Origin of the sequence: Amycolatopsis sp. CA-126428, from assembly GCF_002904335.1 — a bacterium.
Lineage (GTDB): Bacteria > Actinomycetota > Actinomycetes > Mycobacteriales > Pseudonocardiaceae > Amycolatopsis.
The window spans coordinates 1-16,465 of record NZ_PPHF01000151.1 but is presented as its reverse complement, the minus strand read 5'-3'; the positions used below and the strand labels follow the sequence as shown (position 1 = coordinate 16,465).

19 protein-coding genes are annotated in these 16,465 nt (G+C 70.3%); 10 read left to right on the top strand and 9 right to left on the bottom strand.

All coding sequences use genetic code 11. The annotated features are described in order from the left end of the window. Positions 1-2: 2 nt before the first annotated feature. On the bottom strand, positions 3-449 hold the full coding sequence (locus C2L58_RS37240; protein WP_103342345.1) for a hypothetical protein: 447 nt from the start codon (positions 447-449) through the stop codon (positions 3-5). Between the two features lie 138 nt (positions 450-587). Here C2L58_RS37240 and C2L58_RS37235 point away from each other — a divergent pair, with 138 nt between their 5' ends. Together C2L58_RS37235 and C2L58_RS37230 are read left to right on the top strand one after the other, a co-directional pair. After that, complete coding sequence (locus C2L58_RS37235; RefSeq protein ID WP_103342344.1) at positions 588-1,337, top strand: GntR family transcriptional regulator; 750 nt, start codon at positions 588-590, stop codon at positions 1,335-1,337. Continuing rightward, entirely contained in the window at positions 1,334-2,176 is an 843-nt protein-coding gene (locus C2L58_RS37230; protein WP_103342343.1) for a phosphoribosylaminoimidazolesuccinocarboxamide synthase, read from the top strand. Before C2L58_RS37235 ends, C2L58_RS37230 begins: the two co-directional genes overlap by 4 nt. Positions 2,177-2,291: 115 nt before the next feature. Here the strand turns inward: C2L58_RS37230 and C2L58_RS37225 are convergent, their stop codons facing one another. Together C2L58_RS37225 and C2L58_RS37220 are read right to left on the bottom strand one after the other, a co-directional pair. Further along, positions 2,292-3,281 carry an aldo/keto reductase family protein gene (locus C2L58_RS37225; RefSeq protein ID WP_103342342.1) on the bottom strand — a complete coding sequence of 330 codons (990 nt, stop codon included), beginning with the start codon at positions 3,279-3,281 and terminating at the stop codon, positions 2,292-2,294. 151 nt (positions 3,282-3,432) lie between these two features. After that, positions 3,433-4,080 carry a DUF3043 domain-containing protein gene (locus tag C2L58_RS37220; protein ID WP_103342341.1) on the bottom strand — a complete coding sequence of 216 codons (648 nt, stop codon included), beginning with the start codon at positions 4,078-4,080 and terminating at the stop codon, positions 3,433-3,435. Between the two features lie 147 nt (positions 4,081-4,227). Here C2L58_RS37220 and C2L58_RS37215 point away from each other — a divergent pair, with 147 nt between their 5' ends. Beyond that, positions 4,228-4,605 carry a HesB/IscA family protein gene (locus tag C2L58_RS37215; protein ID WP_103342340.1) on the top strand — a complete coding sequence of 126 codons (378 nt, stop codon included), beginning with the start codon at positions 4,228-4,230 and terminating at the stop codon, positions 4,603-4,605. A gap of 72 nt (positions 4,606-4,677) precedes the next feature. Here C2L58_RS37215 and C2L58_RS50060 read toward each other — a convergent pair whose 3' ends face one another. Beyond that, the gene (locus C2L58_RS50060; protein ID WP_020644663.1) at positions 4,678-4,848 is read right to left on the bottom strand and encodes a hypothetical protein; all 171 of its coding nucleotides are present in this window, start codon (positions 4,846-4,848) and stop codon (positions 4,678-4,680) included. 148 nt (positions 4,849-4,996) lie between these two features. Between C2L58_RS50060 and C2L58_RS37210 the strand changes: the two genes are divergently transcribed. Then, on the top strand, positions 4,997-5,989 hold the full coding sequence (locus C2L58_RS37210; RefSeq protein WP_103342339.1) for a carbohydrate kinase family protein: 993 nt from the start codon (positions 4,997-4,999) through the stop codon (positions 5,987-5,989). 69 nt (positions 5,990-6,058) lie between these two features. Here C2L58_RS37210 and asnB read toward each other — a convergent pair whose 3' ends face one another. After that, positions 6,059-7,993, bottom strand: a complete 1,935-nt coding sequence (gene asnB / locus C2L58_RS37205; protein WP_103342338.1) for an asparagine synthase (glutamine-hydrolyzing) — start codon at positions 7,991-7,993, stop codon at positions 6,059-6,061. Positions 7,994-8,176: 183 nt separating this feature from the next. Between asnB and ctaC the strand changes: the two genes are divergently transcribed. Next, a complete protein-coding gene (gene ctaC, locus C2L58_RS37200) occupies positions 8,177-9,121 on the top strand; it encodes an aa3-type cytochrome oxidase subunit II (protein WP_199191638.1) in 945 nt (314 codons plus the stop codon). Positions 9,122-9,153: 32 nt separating this feature from the next. Continuing rightward, positions 9,154-9,573, top strand: coding sequence for a cytochrome c oxidase subunit 4 (locus C2L58_RS37195; protein ID WP_103342336.1), 420 nt, complete (start codon positions 9,154-9,156; stop codon positions 9,571-9,573). A gap of 123 nt (positions 9,574-9,696) precedes the next feature. On the opposite strand, the gene C2L58_RS37190 is transcribed toward C2L58_RS37195, so the two are convergent. Continuing rightward, positions 9,697-10,656, bottom strand: coding sequence for a GlxA family transcriptional regulator (locus tag C2L58_RS37190; protein WP_103342335.1), 960 nt, complete (start codon positions 10,654-10,656; stop codon positions 9,697-9,699). A gap of 82 nt (positions 10,657-10,738) precedes the next feature. Between C2L58_RS37190 and C2L58_RS37185 the strand changes: the two genes are divergently transcribed. After that, positions 10,739-11,653 carry a DMT family transporter gene (locus tag C2L58_RS37185; protein ID WP_103342334.1) on the top strand — a complete coding sequence of 305 codons (915 nt, stop codon included), beginning with the start codon at positions 10,739-10,741 and terminating at the stop codon, positions 11,651-11,653. Here the strand turns inward: C2L58_RS37185 and trpD are convergent. From trpD to C2L58_RS37170, 3 genes are all read right to left on the bottom strand, one after another. Further along, entirely contained in the window at positions 11,646-12,680 is a 1,035-nt protein-coding gene (gene trpD / locus C2L58_RS37180) for an anthranilate phosphoribosyltransferase (RefSeq protein ID WP_103342333.1), read from the bottom strand. The genes C2L58_RS37185 and trpD overlap by 8 nt on opposite strands. Before the next feature lie 5 nt (positions 12,681-12,685). Then, positions 12,686-13,096, bottom strand: a complete 411-nt coding sequence (locus tag C2L58_RS37175) for a hypothetical protein (protein WP_103342366.1) — start codon at positions 13,094-13,096, stop codon at positions 12,686-12,688. Between the two features lie 124 nt (positions 13,097-13,220). Continuing rightward, positions 13,221-13,634, bottom strand: coding sequence for a hypothetical protein (locus C2L58_RS37170; protein WP_103342332.1), 414 nt, complete (start codon positions 13,632-13,634; stop codon positions 13,221-13,223). A gap of 95 nt (positions 13,635-13,729) precedes the next feature. Between C2L58_RS37170 and ctaE the strand changes: the two genes are divergently transcribed. The 3 genes from ctaE (at position 13,730) to qcrA (ending at position 16,397) form a co-directional block, all read left to right on the top strand. Then, positions 13,730-14,353 (top strand): aa3-type cytochrome oxidase subunit III, encoded by a 624-nt coding sequence (gene ctaE / locus C2L58_RS37165; RefSeq protein ID WP_103342331.1) that lies wholly within the window; start codon positions 13,730-13,732, stop codon positions 14,351-14,353. A gap of 62 nt (positions 14,354-14,415) precedes the next feature. After that, on the top strand, positions 14,416-15,234 hold the full coding sequence (qcrC, locus tag C2L58_RS37160) for a cytochrome bc1 complex diheme cytochrome c subunit (protein WP_103342330.1): 819 nt from the start codon (positions 14,416-14,418) through the stop codon (positions 15,232-15,234). Beyond that, a complete protein-coding gene (qcrA, locus tag C2L58_RS37155; RefSeq protein ID WP_103342329.1) occupies positions 15,231-16,397 on the top strand; it encodes a cytochrome bc1 complex Rieske iron-sulfur subunit in 1,167 nt (388 codons plus the stop codon). The genes qcrC and qcrA overlap by 4 nt, the downstream gene beginning before the upstream one ends. The last annotated feature ends 68 nt before the right edge of the window (positions 16,398-16,465 follow it).

Below are 16,465 nucleotides of genomic sequence, written 5' to 3'. Positions count from 1 at the left end.
TGCTAGGCGCACGCGGGCGGGCCACCGTCGTCTCCCTCCCCGCGCGTCCCGGTCGGCCGGATGGTGACGTCGCTGCGCAGTTCGGGCGGGATCCGGCAATCCGGCTGTGGCCGGAGTGCCTGCAGCGGGGCGCCCGGGGTGCCGGGCTCCGCCAGGGTGAGCACCGCCCGCAGCGTCCACACCGGGGTGGCGTGGTACTGCCAGGTGACGACCGCCGGGCTGAACACGTCGGTGCCCGGGAAGGTCGGCACGCGGTACGCGCTGGCCCGGTGCTCGTCGCGCAGGATGATGACGTCCGCGCAGGTCGGCCAGCGGTGTACCGCCGCGTAGATCTCCGGTGCCTCACGGCCACCGAACAGGTGCAGCACCCATTTGCGGCGCCGGAGTTCCTCGAGGAGTTGCTCGAGGCCCTGGCCGCTGGAGCCGGAATGCGCTGTGGGCGGGGACACACTTTCGAGGGTAACTTGCGTACTAGAGCGCAGTCCAGTGCGTGTACTAGTACACCTGGGTGGTTCTGAACAGGCCTTTGTGGGACACCCTCCGGCGTGCTAGAACACTTGTGCGTGTTGTCCCTGTGAGGAGCCGCCTTGCCCACCCTCGATCGCCCCGAGCCGCCGTACCTGCAGATCGCCGGCCGGATCCGTGACGACATCCTGTCCGGCCGGCTGCAGGAGGGCGACGCGGTGCCGTCCGCCCGCGAGATCGCGCGCACCTGGACCGTCGCCATGGCGACGGCCACCAAGGTGCTGGCCACGCTCCGCTCGCAGGGCCTCGTGCGGCCCGTGCGCGGGGTCGGCACGGTCGTCGACCGCGGCGGCCTGCACCGCACGGCCCGCGACCGCACCACCTCCTCGGTGCGGACGGGCCGGATCTACCCGCCGGGCCACTACGCGGTGATCCGCTCGGCCGGTCTCGAGCGGGCCTCCGAACGCGCCGCGGCCGCACTCGGCCTGGAGGAGGGCGCCCCGGTGATCCGCCGTCGCCGTACCACCTACGGTCCCGACTCGCGGCCGCTGTCGACGTCGACCTCGTGGTTCGACGGCGTGCTGTCGGCCAAGGCGCCGGCGTTGCTGGTGGCGGAGCGGATCGTCGAGGGCACCGCGGCCCACGCGGCCGCCCGGCTCGGCACGAAGATCGCGACGACGCAGGAACGGCACGCGGCGGGCCGCGCGGGCGAGGAGGAGGCGGCCGAGCTGGGGCTGCCCGCCGGGTCGCCGGTGCTGCTCGGCCGGAGCACCTTCGTGGCGGCCGACGGGACGGTCGTCGAGTACGGTGAATCCGCCGCCTTGCCCGACCACTGGGTTTTCTACGAGTACACGACTGAGGACGGCGAATGAAGCACATCCACGCGGGCAAGGTCCGTGACCTGTACGAACTCGACGGCGGGGACATCCTGCTGGTCGCGTCCGACCGCGTCTCGGTCTACGACGTCTCGCTGCCGACGCCGATCCCGGACAAGGGCAAGCTGCTCAACCAGCTCTCCGCCTGGTGGTTCGACCGGATGGCCGGCGTCGTCCCGAACCACGTCGTGTCGACCACCGACGTGCCGGACGAGTTCGCCGGCCGCGCGATGCGCTGCAAGCCGCTGAAGATGGTCCAGGTCGAGTGCATCGCGCGCGGCTACCTGGCCGGGCTCGGCCTGCGCGAGTACCGGCGCGACGGCAAGATCTCCGGCGTCGCGCTGCCGCCGGGCCTGGTCGAGGGCGACAAGCTGCCGGAGCCGATCTTCACGCCGACGACGAAGATCTCCGACACCGGCCACGACGAGTTCATGACCTTCGACGAGGTCCTGAACGAAATCGGCGAAGACACCGCGAAGCGGCTTCGCGAGCTGACGCTGGAGATCTACACGAAGGGCGCCGAGCACGCGGCGAAGCAGGGCGTCATCATCGCCGACACGAAGCTGGAGTTCGGCTTCGACGCCGACGGCACGCTGACCCTCGGCGACGAGGTCCTGACGTCGGACTCGTCGCGGTTCTGGCCGGCCGACGAGTGGGAGCCGGGCCGCCCGCAGCACGCGTTCGACAAGCAGTTCGTCCGCGACTGGTCGCGGTCGACGGGCTGGGACCAGACCCCGCCCGGGCCGGAGATCCCCGCGGACATCGTGGAGCAGACGCGGCAGCGCTACACCGAGGTCTACGAGCGGATCACGGGGAAGACCTGGGTCCGTGGGTGAGTACGACCCGTACCGCCTGATCGACGACGTCGAAACCCCGGATGGCCCCCGAGGAAGCGTTCGGCCTCGGGGTGCCGTTCCGGGGCGGCCCGGCCAGGACTGAACGACCGGGGAACTAGGGGCTCTTGGTCAGGCTCGCGTCGCGCTCGACGACGTCGCCGAGGACGTCGTCGATGGCCTTGAGGAGATCGGCGTCGAGCTTCTGGCCGGCGGCCTTGACGTTCTCGTGCACCTGCTCCGGGCGCGAAGCCCCGATGATCGCGGAGGCGACGTTCGGGTTCTGCAGCACCCACGCGACGGCCAGCTGGGCGAGGCTGAGGCCGGCCTGCTCGGCCAGCGGCTCGAGCTGGGCGACGCGCTCGAGGACGCCGTCGTCGAGGAAGCGGGCGACCATGTCGGCGCCGCCCTTCTCGTCGGTGGCGCGCGAACCTTCGGGGTAGGCCTGGCCCGGTTTGTACTTGCCGGTGAGCACGCCCTGGGCGATCGGCGACCAGACGATCTGGCTCAGGCCTTCGCGCTCGGAGGCGGGGATGACCTCCGCTTCGATGACGCGCCAGAGCATGTTGTACTGCGGCTGGTTCGACACGAGCGGGACGTGCAGCTCGCGGGCGAGGGCGGCACCGCGGGTGATCTGCTCGGCGGTCCATTCCGAGACGCCGACGTAGAGCACCTTGCCCTGGCGCACGAGGTCGGCGAAGGCGGTCATGGTCTCTTCGAGCGGGGTGTGCCGGTCGAACCGGTGCGCCTGGTAGAGGTCGACGTAGTCGGTGCCGAGCCGCTTCAGGCTGGCGTGCGCCGACTCCATGATGTGCTTGCGGGACAGGCCCTTGTCGTTGGGGCCCTTGGGGCCGGTGGGCCAGAAGACCTTGGTGAAGATCTCCAGGCTTTCCCGCCGCCGGCCCTTCAGGCCGCGCCCGAGCACGGACTCGGCGGCGGTGTTGGCGTAGACGTCGGCGGTGTCGAAGGTGGTGATGCCGACGTCGAGGGCGGCCTGAATGCAGGCGTGGGCCTGGTCCTCCTCGACCTGGGAACCGTGGGTGAGCCAGTTCCCGTACGAGATCTCACTGACGTTGAGGCCACTGCGGCCGAGACGACGAAACTCCATGGCCGTGAGCTTAGGCGGTAATCGTTTACTTTGCTAACGACCTGGAGTGGCTCCAGCCTCGTCGGGGTCGCCGGAAGACCGGCGCCGCTCCCGGTCGCGGACAGCAAGAAGCCGGGTGGAGGCTTGCTCCACCCGGCTTCTCGGAAACCGCTCAGTTCGGGATCGCGTCCCCGGGCTTCAGCCGTGGCTTCGGCATCCGCAGCCGGCGGATCTGGGACGCCCGGACGAACGCGTACCAGCCGATCGACCGGCCGTTCACCGCTTCCTTCGGGAACTTCTCCCGGACCAGCTTCGCGATCTTCCGGCCGTTCACGAAGCCCTCGATTGCCATCACCAGCAGCATCGCCGTGCACAGGAGCGTGATGTACGACTGGACCTGGGGCATCGGCACCAGCAACGCCAGGAACACCACGATGGCCAGCGGCATGAACAGGCCGAGCAGGTTGCGCCGGCTGTCGACCAGGTCGCGGACGTACGCCTTGACCGGCCCGCGGTCGCGGGGGAGCAGGGCCTTGTCGTCGCCGCGCATCATCGCCTCGCGGCGGGCCTTCGCCGCCGCGCGGCGGTCTTCCTTGGTCTGCGGGTTCGCCTTGCGCAGCTCTTTGTTGCGCTTCATCGCCTCACGCATGGTGGTGGGCGGCGGCGCCACCGGACCCCGTCGCTTCGCCTCCGCTTCGCGGCGCTTCGGCGTAGCTTTGCCCTTACCGGGCGTGAACGCCTTGCCGGCGACGTCGACGGCTTCGGCCGACTCCGGCTCGTCGGCGGCGGTGTCTGTGGTGCTTCGGCGCAGGAACCTCACGTCATCAGGGTATTGCAGGCGTCACGCCGCCGGTAACCAGGGCGATCCATGTGCGACGATGGTGGGGGAACAGATCGGACGCTCCGGGTGTTGAGCACGTCAGCACGAGGAGTATCCGCAGCGAGTTCGACTTTATGAGGGAGTGCCATGACGACCGCTGAGCACGCCGGCGCGACGCAGGCCGAGACCGCCGAGGAGACCCACGGGGTCACGTTGACCGACACCGCGGCCGCCAAGGCGAAGGCTCTGCTCGAGCAGGAGGGCCGCGACGACATGCACCTGCGCATCGCCGTCCAGCCCGGTGGCTGCGCGGGCCTGCGCTACCAGCTGTTCTTCGACGAGCGCACGCTCGACGGCGACCTGTTCCGCGACTTCGACGGCCTCAAGGTCGCCGTGGACCGGATGAGCGCGCCGTACGTGTCGGAAGCCGTCATCGACTTCGTGGACACGATCGAGAAGCAGGGCTTCACGATCGACAACCCGAACGCCACCGGCTCCTGCGCCTGCGGCGACTCGTTCCACTGAGTCGTCCGCGAGAACACGCGAGAAAGGCCCCGTCTCCCGGTGGGAGGCGGGGCCTTCTTCGTCGCTGCGGACCTACACGTACGCGTCGAGCTCGGCCACCTGGGCGTGGCACGCCTCGTCGACCTGCCACGGCTTGGCCGTGACGCGGGGCAGCGGCAGGCTCTCGGCCTGCAACGTCGCCGGGATGAGCGCGCAGTCGGCGATCAGCTCGGACAGGGTCTCGGGTTCGGTGACGGCGTTCACGATTCGTAACGCTATTGATCCGCTCTCGACTGGAGAAGGAGTACCAGCCGGTAGTGTCGGCTGGGCGCGCGCGAACTACCCGGATGGGTCATGACCCGGAGGTAACTTCGCGCCTCTTGCCGTGAGGTCGAACACGAAGGAGCAGCCGGTGGCAGACAGGGCCAGGATCGCGGTGTCCGGCAGTATCGCGACCGACCACCTCATGCATTTCCCGGGCAGGTTCGCCGAGCAGCTGGTCGCCGAGCAGCTGCACCGCGTCTCGCTGAGCTTCCTCGCCGACGACCTCGTGGTCCGGCGCGGCGGCATCGGCGCCAACATCGCCTTCGGCCTGGGGGTGCTCGGCGTCCAGCCGGTCCTCGTGGGTGCCGTGGGCGCCGACTTCGCCGACTACCGGTCCTGGCTGGAGCGGCACGGGGTGGACACCTCGGGCGTGCACGTGTCCGAGGTCGCGCACACCGCGCGGTTCGTCTGCACCACCGACGAAGACCTCTGCCAGATCGCGACGTTCTACGCCGGCGCGATGGCCGAGTCCCGCAACATCGAGCTGCTGCCCATCGCCGAGCGGGCCGGCGCGCTGAGCCTGGTGCTGATCAGCCCGGACGACCCCGAGGGCATGATCCGCCGCGCCGCGGAGTGCCGGCAGCGCGGGTACGCCTTCGCCGTCGACCCCTCGCAGCAGCTGGCCCGGATGACCGGTGAGCAGGCGCGCGCGTTCGTCGCCGGTGCGAAGTACCTGTTCAGCAACGACTACGAGTGGGAGCTGCTGCTCCAGAAGACCGGCTGGACCGAGGCCGACGTCCTCGACCAGGTCGGCCTGCGGATCACGACGCTGGGGGAGAAGGGCGTCGAGATCGTCGGCCAGGACGGCGTCGCCCTGCAGATCGGCGCGGTCCCCGAGCGGGTGAAGGCCGACCCGACCGGCGTCGGCGACGGCTTCCGCGCGGGCTTCCTGGCCGCCCTCGACGGTGGCCTGAACGTCGAGCGCGCCGCCCAGCTCGGCTCGCTGATCGCGGTGCTGGTGCTGGAGACGGTCGGCACGCAGGAGTGGACGTTCGACCGCGCGGAGGCGCTGGCCCGCATCGGCGAAGCCTTCGGCCCGGACGCGGCGGAGGAGATCTCGGTGGTCCTGCCCGCCGCCTGACTTGCGTGGTCGTGAGTGGTAACGCGGGTTCTAACCCGCGTTACCACTCACGACCGGCCGCGGCAGACCTCAGAGCTTGACCGGGTACACCGGCTCCGGGATCTCGGGCTTGATCCGGTGCTCGACGAAGATCCCGTGCCACAGCATGAACACGATCAGCGCCCACAGCTGGCGGCTGCGGTCCAGCTGGCCCGCCTTGTGCTCCTCCAGCAGCGCCAGGATCGCCTTCTTGTCCAGCAGCTCCTCGGTCTTCGAGTCGTTGATGATGCCCTTCGCCCAGTCGTACATCTCGTTGCGCAGCCACAGCCGGATCGGCACCGGGAAGCCGAGCTTGCGGCGGTTGAGCACGTGCGCCGGGATGATCTTCGCCAGCGCCTGGCGCAGCGCGTACTTCGTCGTCCCGTGGGCGAGCTTCTGGTCCAGCGGGATCGACGCCGCGACCTTGAACACCTCGGCGTCGAGGAACGGCACCCGCAGTTCCAGCGAGTTCGCCATGGTCACCTTGTCCGCCTTGACCAGGATGTCGCCGCGCAGCCACGTGTAGAGGTCCACGTGCTGCATGCGGGCCACCGGGTCCCAGCCGCGCGAGACGTCGTACCAGGGCGCCGTGACGTCCTTGAAGCCCACGCCTTCCTGGTACGTGCGCAGGACGTTGCGCAGCTGGTCGTCGCGGAAGTTGCGGGCGTTGCCGTAGTAGCGGTCCTCCAGCGGGAGCGCGCCGCGGCGCAGCAGGTCCTTGCCGCGGGTGCCCTCGGGGATCTTCGTCGACACCTTGCCGATGAGCTTCCGCATGCCGCCGGGGATCTTTTCGAACGGCGCCAGCGAAATCGGCTCGTTGTAGATCGTGTAGCCGCCGAACAGCTCGTCCGCGCCTTCGCCGGACAGCACCGCCTTGACGTGCTTGCGGGCCTCGCGGGCGATGAACCACAGCGGGACCAGCGCGGGGTCGGCCACCGGGTCGTCGAGGTACCAGACGATGAGCGGCAGCACCTCCATCATCTCGTCCGCCGACACCGTGCGGACCACGTGCTTCACGCCGATCGCGGCGGCCGACTCGGCGGCGACGTCGACCTCGGAGTAGCCCTCGCGCTCGAACCCGGTGGTGAACGCGATCAGGTTCGGGTTGTGCTCCTTGGCCAGCGTGGCCGTGGCGGTGGAGTCGATGCCGCCGGACAGGAACGCCCCGACCGTGACGTCCGGGTCGGAGATCATGTGCTTGCCGACCGAGTCGCGCATCACGTCGGCGATGCGCTGGTGCAGTTCTTCGGCTTCGGCCTGCGTGGTGACCGGCTTCGCGCTGAACTGCGGGTGGAAGTAGCGGGTGAACTTCACCTCACCGCCGGGCACGACCTCGAACGAGGTGCCGGACTCGACGCGGCGGATCGCGGTGTGCAGCGACTCGGGCTCGGGTACGTACTGCAGGACCAGGTAGTGCTGCAGGGCCTTCCGGTCCAGCTCCTGCGCGACGCCGAGGACGTCCGACAGCTCCAGCAGGCTCTTCTTCTCGCTGGAGAACGCCACCCCGCCGGGGCCGGCCGAGTAGAACAGCGGCTTGATGCCGAACGGGTCGCGGGCGCCGAAGACGCGCTTCTCCTGGGAGTCCCAGATCATGAAGGCGAACATCCCGCGCAGGCGCTTCACCCAGTCCGCGCCGAGGTAGTGGAAGCCGGCGACGATGGCCTCGCCGTCACCCTCGGTCTCGAACTTCGCGCCGTGCTGCTCGGCGAGCTCCGCCCGCAGCTCCAGGTAGTTGTAGATCTCCCCGTTGAAGTTCATCGTGTAGCGGCCCGGCGCCTCGGGCGGGCCCCACACCAGCGGCTGGTGCGCGTGCTCGACGTCGATGAAGGCGAGCCGGTTGAAGCCGTAGACGACCTCGGCGTCGGCCCAGGTGTCCTGCTCGTCCGGGCCGCGGTGGCGCTGGCAGCGCATGGCCGCGCCGACGGCGTCACGCGCGTCCGCCGCGCCGGTCTCGGTCGCGCAGATCAGTCCAAGCAGGCCGCACACGGGTACTCACACACCTTCAGGGCTTCATCGGGCTGGGGAAGTGCCCAGTATGCCGGGCGGGTCGTGGCGAGTAACACGCGCGTCGAGGGTTACCCCTTGGTCAGCGGGACGGGCCAACTCGGCTAGGCTCCGCCTGTCACGAAGATCGGTCGTAGGAGGCTCTGGGTGAAAGGGCGAGGCGCAGTGGGACAACCCGAGCGCACCCTGGGGAAGCGGACCGTGCGGGTCGCCGCGCTGGCCGTGCTGGTCGCGCTGACCGCGACGGGCTGCTCCGGCGACGAGATCCTGCGGTTCGGCTGGCCGGTCGGTGTCACCGAGCAGGCGAACCAGATGCGCACGCTGTGGACCTGGGCCGTGGTGGCCGCGCTGGTTGTCGGCGTCATCGTGTGGGCGCTGATCTTCTGGACCGCGACGTTCCACCGCAAGAAGAAGACCGCCGACGGCGAGCCGGAGGAGCTGCCCCGGCAGTTCCAGTACAACATCCCGCTGGAGCTGTTCACGGTCGTCGTCCCGACGATCATGGTCTGTGTCCTGTTCTTCTTCACCGCGACGACGGAGTCGAAGGTCCTCGACAAGATCCCGAACCCGGACGTCAAGGTCCAGGTCGTGGCCTTCCAGTGGAACTGGGAGTTCAAGTACGAGGACGCCAACGCGGCGAAGCCCGACGGCAGCGGCCAGGTCAGCACCGTCGGTTCGTCCGGCGAGATCCCGCTGCTGGTGCTCCCGGTCGGCAAGACCATCCAGTACGACCTGGTCTCCACCGACGTCATCCACTCCTTCTGGGTGCCGGAGTTCCACTTCAAGCGGGACGTCTTCCCGAATCCGGAGAAGAACAACCAGGACAGTTCCTTCCAGAACAAGATCGACCGCGAAGGCTCCTTCGTCGGCCGGTGCGCGGAACTGTGCGGTACCTACCACTCGGTGATGAACTTCGAGGTCCGCGCGCTGTCGGCGGACAAGTTCGACCAGTACATCTCGCTGCGTAAGCAGGTGAACCCGGCGACGGGCCAGACGTTCACCGCGGCCGAAGCGCTGGCGAAGATGAACTGCGGCGAGCTGTGCACCCCGCACGCGGTGACCACCCAGCCGTTCAACACCGACCGCACGGCGCGGACCGCGTCCAACTGATCTCCCAGGAACAACAGGAGTAGAGGAAGACCATGAAGGTCGAAGCCCGCATCTTCTTCATCGTGGCGATCTTCGCCGTGTTCATGGCGGGGGTCTACTGGGTGTGGACCGCGCTGGCGGCGACCCACGGTGCCGAGCCGGTGGGCATCGTCGCGCTGTTCCTCACCGGCGGTCTCGCGTTCCTGGCCGGCAGCTACATGCAGTTCGTCGCCCGCCGCATCGAACCGCGCCCGGAAGACCGCGAGGACGCCGAAATCAGCGACGGCGCGGGCGAGCTGGGCTTCTTCAGCCCGGGCAGCTACTGGCCGATCGGCATGGCGGCCACCGCGGCGCTCGCTGCCCTGGCGCTGGCGTTCTTCCACATCTGGCTGCTGGTCATCGCGCTGGTCGCGCTGCTCATCACGATCGGTGGCCTGGTGTTCGAGTACCACACGGGCCCGTCGCACGACTGAGCCTTTCCGAAGCCGGCCGTCACGCACCCGCGTGGCGGCCGTTTTCGTGTCTGCCGCAGCCCTCGTGAGTGGTAAGGCGGGTTCTAACCCGCCTTACCACTCACGACCGGTGCGGCAGGGTGCTCAGCCGCGGAACGCCGTCCGGTAGGACGACGGGCTCGTTCCCCGCAGGCGGCTGAACTGGTGCCGCAGCGCCGCCGCCGACGCGTACCCGCACGCCGTCGCGATGTCCTCCACCGACAGGCCGCCCTCCTCCAGCAGGGCCTGGGCGCGGTCCAGCCGCCGTTCGGTCAGCCAGCGGTGCGGGGTGGTGCCCGTCGCCGCCGAGAAGCGGCGCAGGAACGTCCGCTCGCCCAAGCCGCTGCGCCGGGCCAGCTCCGCCACCGTGAACGGCTGGTCCAGCCGCCGCTCCACCCACTCCAGGGCCTCCGCGACCACGGCGTCGTCACCCGCCGCCGTCGCCGGGACCGGCGCCTGGACGAACTGCGCCTGGCCGCCCGCGCGGTGCGGCGCCGCCACCATCCGCCGGGCCAGCGTCGTGGCCGCGGCGACGCCGCGCAGCCGCCGGACCAGGTGCAGGCACAGGTCGACCGCCGCGACCGTGCCCGCGCTGGTCAGGATGCCGCCGTCGTCGGCGTAGAGCGCCTGCGGATCCACCTCGGCGGCCGGGAACCGCCGCCGGAACTCCGCCTCGTACACCCAGTGGACCGTGCAGCGGCGGCCGTCGAGCAAGCCCGCGTACCCCAGCGAGAACACGCCCGCGCAGAACCCCGCCACCCACGCCCCTCGCCCGGCCGCGTCGCGCAGGACGTCCAGCACCGGTTCGGGTGGCGGTGCGGTCCGGGGCGCGCACGTCGGTACGATCAGCAGGTCCGCCGACGCCGCGAAGTCCAGGTCCCGCAGGCCGGACAGCCCGAAGCCGGACCAGCTCCCGACCGGGGCGCCGCCGGGGGAGCAGACGCCGAAGTCCCAGCCCTCGATGCCGTCGGCGCTGCGGTCGGTGCCGAACACCTCGCACGCGACGCCCAGCTCGAACGGCGAAACGTGGTCGGCGAGCACCACGGCGACCCGGTTGACGTCCATGGCGGCCAGTGTGTCACAAGTTTTGCGGCCATTGTCATCTCTGACACTGGTTGGCCGGCTCGGGGACGGCGAACCTGGGCGCATGACGAATTCGGAAACCCGCCCGCTGCTCCAGTGGTCCGCGGCGATGGCGATGTCGGGCACGATCGGCGCCGTCGTCCTCGAGAGCGGCGCGGCCGCCCCCGCCGTGGCCTTCGCCCGCTGCTTCGTCGGCGGCGCCCTGCTCGTGCTCTGGTGCCTCGCCCGCGGCTGGCTGCAGGCCTGGCGGCCGTCGCGCCGCGACCTCGGCCTCGCCGTGCTGGGCGGGCTGTTCCTGGTCGGCAACTGGGTGCTGCTGTTCGCCTCGTACGCGCTGTCGTCGATCTCGGTCAGCACGGTCGTCTACCACACCCAGCCGCTGATCCTGGTCGGCCTGGCGGCGGCCTTCCTCGGCGAGAAGGTCGCCAAGAGCCACCTGGCCCGGGCCGCCATCGCGTTCGGCGGCGTGGCGGTGATCTCGCTGTCCGCCCACGGCGAGGACGGCAAGCCCCTCCAGCTCGCCGGGATCGCCCTGGCCCTCGGCGCGGCGTTCCTCTACGCCGGCGCGTCCTTCATCGCGAAGCAGCTGAAGCACATCCGCCCGCATCTCCTGGCCGCCGTGCAGACGACCGTGGGCGCGCTGGTGCTGGCGCCCGCGCTGCTGATCACCCCGCTGCCGTCGACGACTTCGGGGCTGCTCTGGCTGGTGCTGCTGGGCACGGTGCACACGGCCCTGATGTACGTGCTGATCTACGCAAGCATCGGCAAGCTGCCGACCACGAAGGTGGCGCTGCTGTCCTACGTCTACCCGGTGGTCGCGGTCCTGGTCGACATCGCCTTCTACGGCCACCGCCCGACCTGGCCGGAAGCGTTGGGGATGCTCGCGGTCCTGGCGGCCGCGCTGGCACCGCAGCGCGGCCGCAAGCCCGCCGCAACGCCGGAAAAGCCGGCCGGTGCGGCGGCGGAGCCGGTCAGCTGAAGGCGATCCAGCGGTCCAGCAGTGCGGCCGCGGCGCCCGAGTCGATCGCCTCGGCCGCCCGGGTCAGACCCGCGCGGAGGTCGTCCTCCAGGGACGCCGAGAAGCCCGTGAAGGCGGTCAGCGCGGCCGCCGCGTTGATCAGGACGGCGTCGCGGACCGGGCCCGGCTTGCCGCCCACCAGGTCGCGGACCACCTCGGCGTTCGCCGCCGCGTCGCCGCCGCGCAGGTCGTCCGCCGTCGCCCGCGCGATGCCCACGGACGCCGGGTCGAAGCTGCGCTCGGTGACCGTGCCTTCGGACACCACCCACACGGTCGACGTCGTCGTCGTGGTGATCTCGTCGAGGCCGTCGTCGCCGCGGACCACCAGGGCGCGGGTGCCGCGGCGGGCGAACGTCTCCGCCAGCACCCGGGTCTTGTCGGCGTACGCGCAGCCGATCAGCGCGGCGCCCGGCTGGGCCGGGTTCGTCAGCGGGCCGAGCAGGTTGAACGTCGTCGGGATGCCGAGCTCGCTGCGCACCGGGCCGGCGTGGCGCAGCGCCGGGTGGAACGCCGAAGCCAGGAAGAACCCGATGCCGACCTCGGCGAGGCTGCGCTGGACGTCTTCCGGCGGCAGGCTGATCCGGACGCCGAGCGCTTCGAGGACGTCCGCCGCGCCGGACTTCGACGACGCGCTGCGGTTGCCGTGCTTGGCCACCGGCGCGCCCGCCGCCGCCGTGACGATCGTCGCCATCGTGGAGATGTTGACCGAGTTGGAGCCGTCGCCGCCGGTGCCGACGATGTCGACCGCCGGGCGGTCCAGCTCGACCCGCCGGGCGTGCGCCAGCATCGTGGCCGCCATGCCGGCGATCTCCTCGGGCGTTTCGCCCTTGGCGCGCAGCGCCACCGCGAACCCGGCGATCCGGGCCGGGCTCGCCGCACCGCTCATGATCTGGTCCATCGCCCACGCCGTGTCCTCCGCGGAGAGGTCGACGCCCGCGACGAGCTGCTTGAGCAGGGGTGGCCAGGTGCGGGGGACCGGGGTGGTCACCGGGCTCAGCCGTTCACGACGGGGACCCGTCGCGCGCGCAGCACGTCGGCGACGGTCTCCGCGGCGGTCAGCGGGTCCAGCGGGTGCACCAGCACGGCGTCCGCCTGCGACCAGGTCGCCAGCCACCGGTCGTCCCGGCGCCGCACCGCGACCACGATCGGGGGACAGTCGGTGATTTCGCTCTTGAGCTGGCGGCAGAGGCCGATGCCGCCGGTCGGCTGCGCCTCGCCGTCGAGGATCGCCAGGTCGACGTTCCCCGCGTCCACCTCGGACAGCACGTCGGCGATGCCGGCCGCCTCGACGTAGTCCACGCGCGCCAGATCGGCGGCGGGCCGCCGGCCGACCGCGTTCACGATCGCCTCGCGCACCTCCGCCTTGTGGCTGAACACCAGGACCCGCATCGACCGCTCGCCCATCAGGCACGCCTCCATCTCGTCACCGCAGACTGCTTTTCGGGGGCTCCGGGTGGCGGAGCCCCCGGCCCGGGGCGCAGCCCCGGTTCAGCACTGTCTCCCGCGATCGTATCGGCCGAGACGGACATCACGCGGGCGCCTCCGGCTGGAGCGCGTCCCAGCCCAGCGCGTCGCCGCCCAGCCGCTGCGCCAGGCCCGCCATCCGGGACCGTTCCTGGGCGCAGTGCAGGGCGTCGAGCACCTGCACCCGGACCGCGAGCACGCGCGCCGGATCCGCGGAAGGGGACTGTTCTCGCAGCTCATAGCCGTCCTGGGCGAGGATCGCCGCGGCCTCGGCGAGCCGGTCCGGCGGGAGCAGCAGGTGGTGCCGCAGGACGGCCGGTGCCGTGCTGACCCAGGCGGGTGAACCGGCGAGGACGGCGGAGTCCGCGACGACCGGGTCGAAGGCCTCGGCGACGATCTTCAGACCGGGCGCGTCGGCGCTCAGACCGGGCGTTTCCCGCTTCTTGACCAGGTCAAGCAGGCGGTCGAGTAAACCCATGAGTAGCTCTCACCTTCCCGGGCATCCGGTGTGATCGGTTACGCAGACGGCTCGCCGTGGACCCACCCGGCGGAGCGGCGGTGCGAGAGGACATAATGCGACGCGTGACAACGGCAGCTCCCACCATCAGTCAGCGGGTCCACTCGCTGAACCGGCCGAACATGGTCAGTGTCGGCACCATCGTGTGGCTGTCCAGCGAGCTGATGTTCTTCGCCGGACTGTTCGCGATGTTCTTCACCGTCAAGGCGCAGAACGCGACCGGCCAGTGGCCGCCGCCGCTGCACGACGAGCCTTTCAAGCTCAACGTGACGTACGCGATCCCGTTCACGGTGATCCTCGTGCTGTCCTCGCTGACCTGCCAGTTCGGCGTGTTCGCCGCCGAGCGCGGCGACGTCTACGGGCTGCGCCGCTGGTACATCATCACGTTGATCATGGGCGCGATCTTCGTCGGTGGCCAGGCCAACGAGTACCACAACCTGGTCGAAGAGGGGATGACGATCCCGTCCGGCCCGTTCGGCACGGTCTTCTACCTCGCGACCGGTTTCCACGGCCTGCACGTCATCGGCGGGCTCATCGCCTTCGTGTACCTGCTCATCCGCACGAAACTGAGCAAGTTCACGCCCGCCCAGGCCACGTCGGCGATCGTCGTGTCCTACTACTGGCACTTCGTCGACATCGTGTGGGTCGGCCTCTTCGGTGTGATCTACCTCCTTCCGTAGGTCCGCCTCAGCCGCCACCACCTTCACCATCGGCCTGAACTGACAGCAAGGGTTGCCGCAAGATGACCACCAGCACGAAATCCTCGGAGCGCCGCTACCGCGCGCGGTCGAAGCTGCGGAGGCGGTTCGCCGGCCTGCTCGCGCTCGGCATCGCGCTGGTCGGCGCCGGCGCCCTGTACGCCGTGTTCGCCCCGGAGCCGCAGACCGCGCAGGCCCAGGGCACGCCGGCGCAGCTGCGCCTCGGCGAGCAGGTCTACAACAACACCTGCATCGCCTGCCACGGCGCGAACCTCGAGGGCGTGCAGGACCGCGGGCCGAGCCTGATCGGCATCGGCGACGCCGCGGTGTACTTCCAGACTTCTTCGGGCCGGATGCCCGCCGCGCGCCAGGAGGCGCAGATCGAGCGGAAGCCGCCGAAGCTGACCGAGGCCGAGATCGACGCGGTCGGCGCCTACATCCAGGCGCACGGCGGCGGCGTCCAGCGTCCCGCCGAGAAGGGCGAGGCCCTGCGCGGCGACGACCCGGCCCGCGGTGGCGAGCTGTTCCGCCTCAACTGCGCGTCGTGCCACAACTTCACCGGCCGCGGCGGGGCGCTGTCCGCCGGCAAGTACGCGCCGAACCTGGACCCGGCCAACGAAGAGCAGATCTACACGGCCATGCTCACCGGCCCGCAGAACATGCCGAAGTTCTCCGACCGGCAGCTGTCGCCGGAGGAGAAGAAGGACATCGTCGCCTACGTGAAGTCGGTGTCGGACGGCAACAACAACCCGGGTGGTAACGGCCTCGGCGGGGTCGGCCCCGCTTCGGAGGGCGTCATCGCCTTCATCGTCGGGATCGCCGCGCTGATCGGCGCGACGTTGTGGATTGGATCGAAGGCATGAGTGCCGAGGGGCCGAAGCCGCCGACGGAGGCGGAGCTGGCTGAGATGGACCGTGACCAGCTGGTGAAGCTGGGCGGTGCGCTCGACGGCGTCGAGATCGTCGAGTACCCGACTCCGTGGCCCGTGGAGGGCACCCGCGCGGAGAAGCGGGCCGAGCGCCTGGTCGCGTTCTGGTTCGGCCTGTCCGCGCTGGCCGGGATCGGGTTCGTCGTTTCGCTGATCTGGTGGCCGTGGCAGTACGAGGCGCCGGACAACGAGAGCGGCCACTTCTGGTACAGCCTCTACACCCCGATGCTCGGCCTCACGCTCGGCCTGGCCATCCTCGGCCTGGGCATCGGCGTGATCCTGTACACGAAGAAGTTCGTGCCCGCCGAGGTCGCGGTGCAGGAGCGCAGCGACTCGGGCGGCGCCGGCTCGGCCGAGGTCGACCGCGCGACGATCCTCGCGCACCTGGCCGACGCCGGGAGCCGCAGCACCATCGCCCGCCGTTCGCTGGTCAAGCGCTCGGCGATCGCCGGGGCGGGTGCGCTCGGCCTCGCGGCCGCGGCGCTGCCGATCGCGTCCTTCATCAAGGACCCCTGGAAGAACACCGAGACCCGGGATTCGCTGTGGCACACCGGCTGGCAGCCGAACTTCCCCGGTGAGAAGGTCTACCTGCGCCGCAACACCGGCAAGCCGGTCGAGGTCGAGCACGGCAAGGAGACCGAGATCTCCCTGGTCAAGGCCGAAGACCTCGACGCGGGCGCGATGGAGACGGTGTTCCCGTTCCGCGAGTCCGAGCGGAACGACGCGGAGGCGCTGGCCAAGGCGCTGACCCGCGTCGACAACCCGGTCATGCTGATCCGCCTGCGCCCGACCGACGCCGCGAAGGTGGTCAAGCGGGCCGGCCAGGAGGACTACAACTTCGGCGAGTACTACGCGTACACGAAGATCTGCAGCCACGTCGGCTGCCCGACCTCTCTGTACGAGCAGCGGACCAACCGGATCCTGTGCCCGTGCCACCAGTCGCAGTTCGACGCGCTCCACTACGCCAAGCCGATCTTCGGCCCGGCGACCCGTCCGCTGGCCCAGCTACCGATCACGGTGGACGAAGAGGGATACTTGATCGCGCGAGGCGATTTCAACGAGGCCATCGGTCCGGCCTTTTGGGAGCGTAAGTCATGAGTTCACTCACCACGCCGACCAAGGGGTCGAGCCCGGTCGAGAAGGCGCTGGGCGAGGCCGCGAACAAC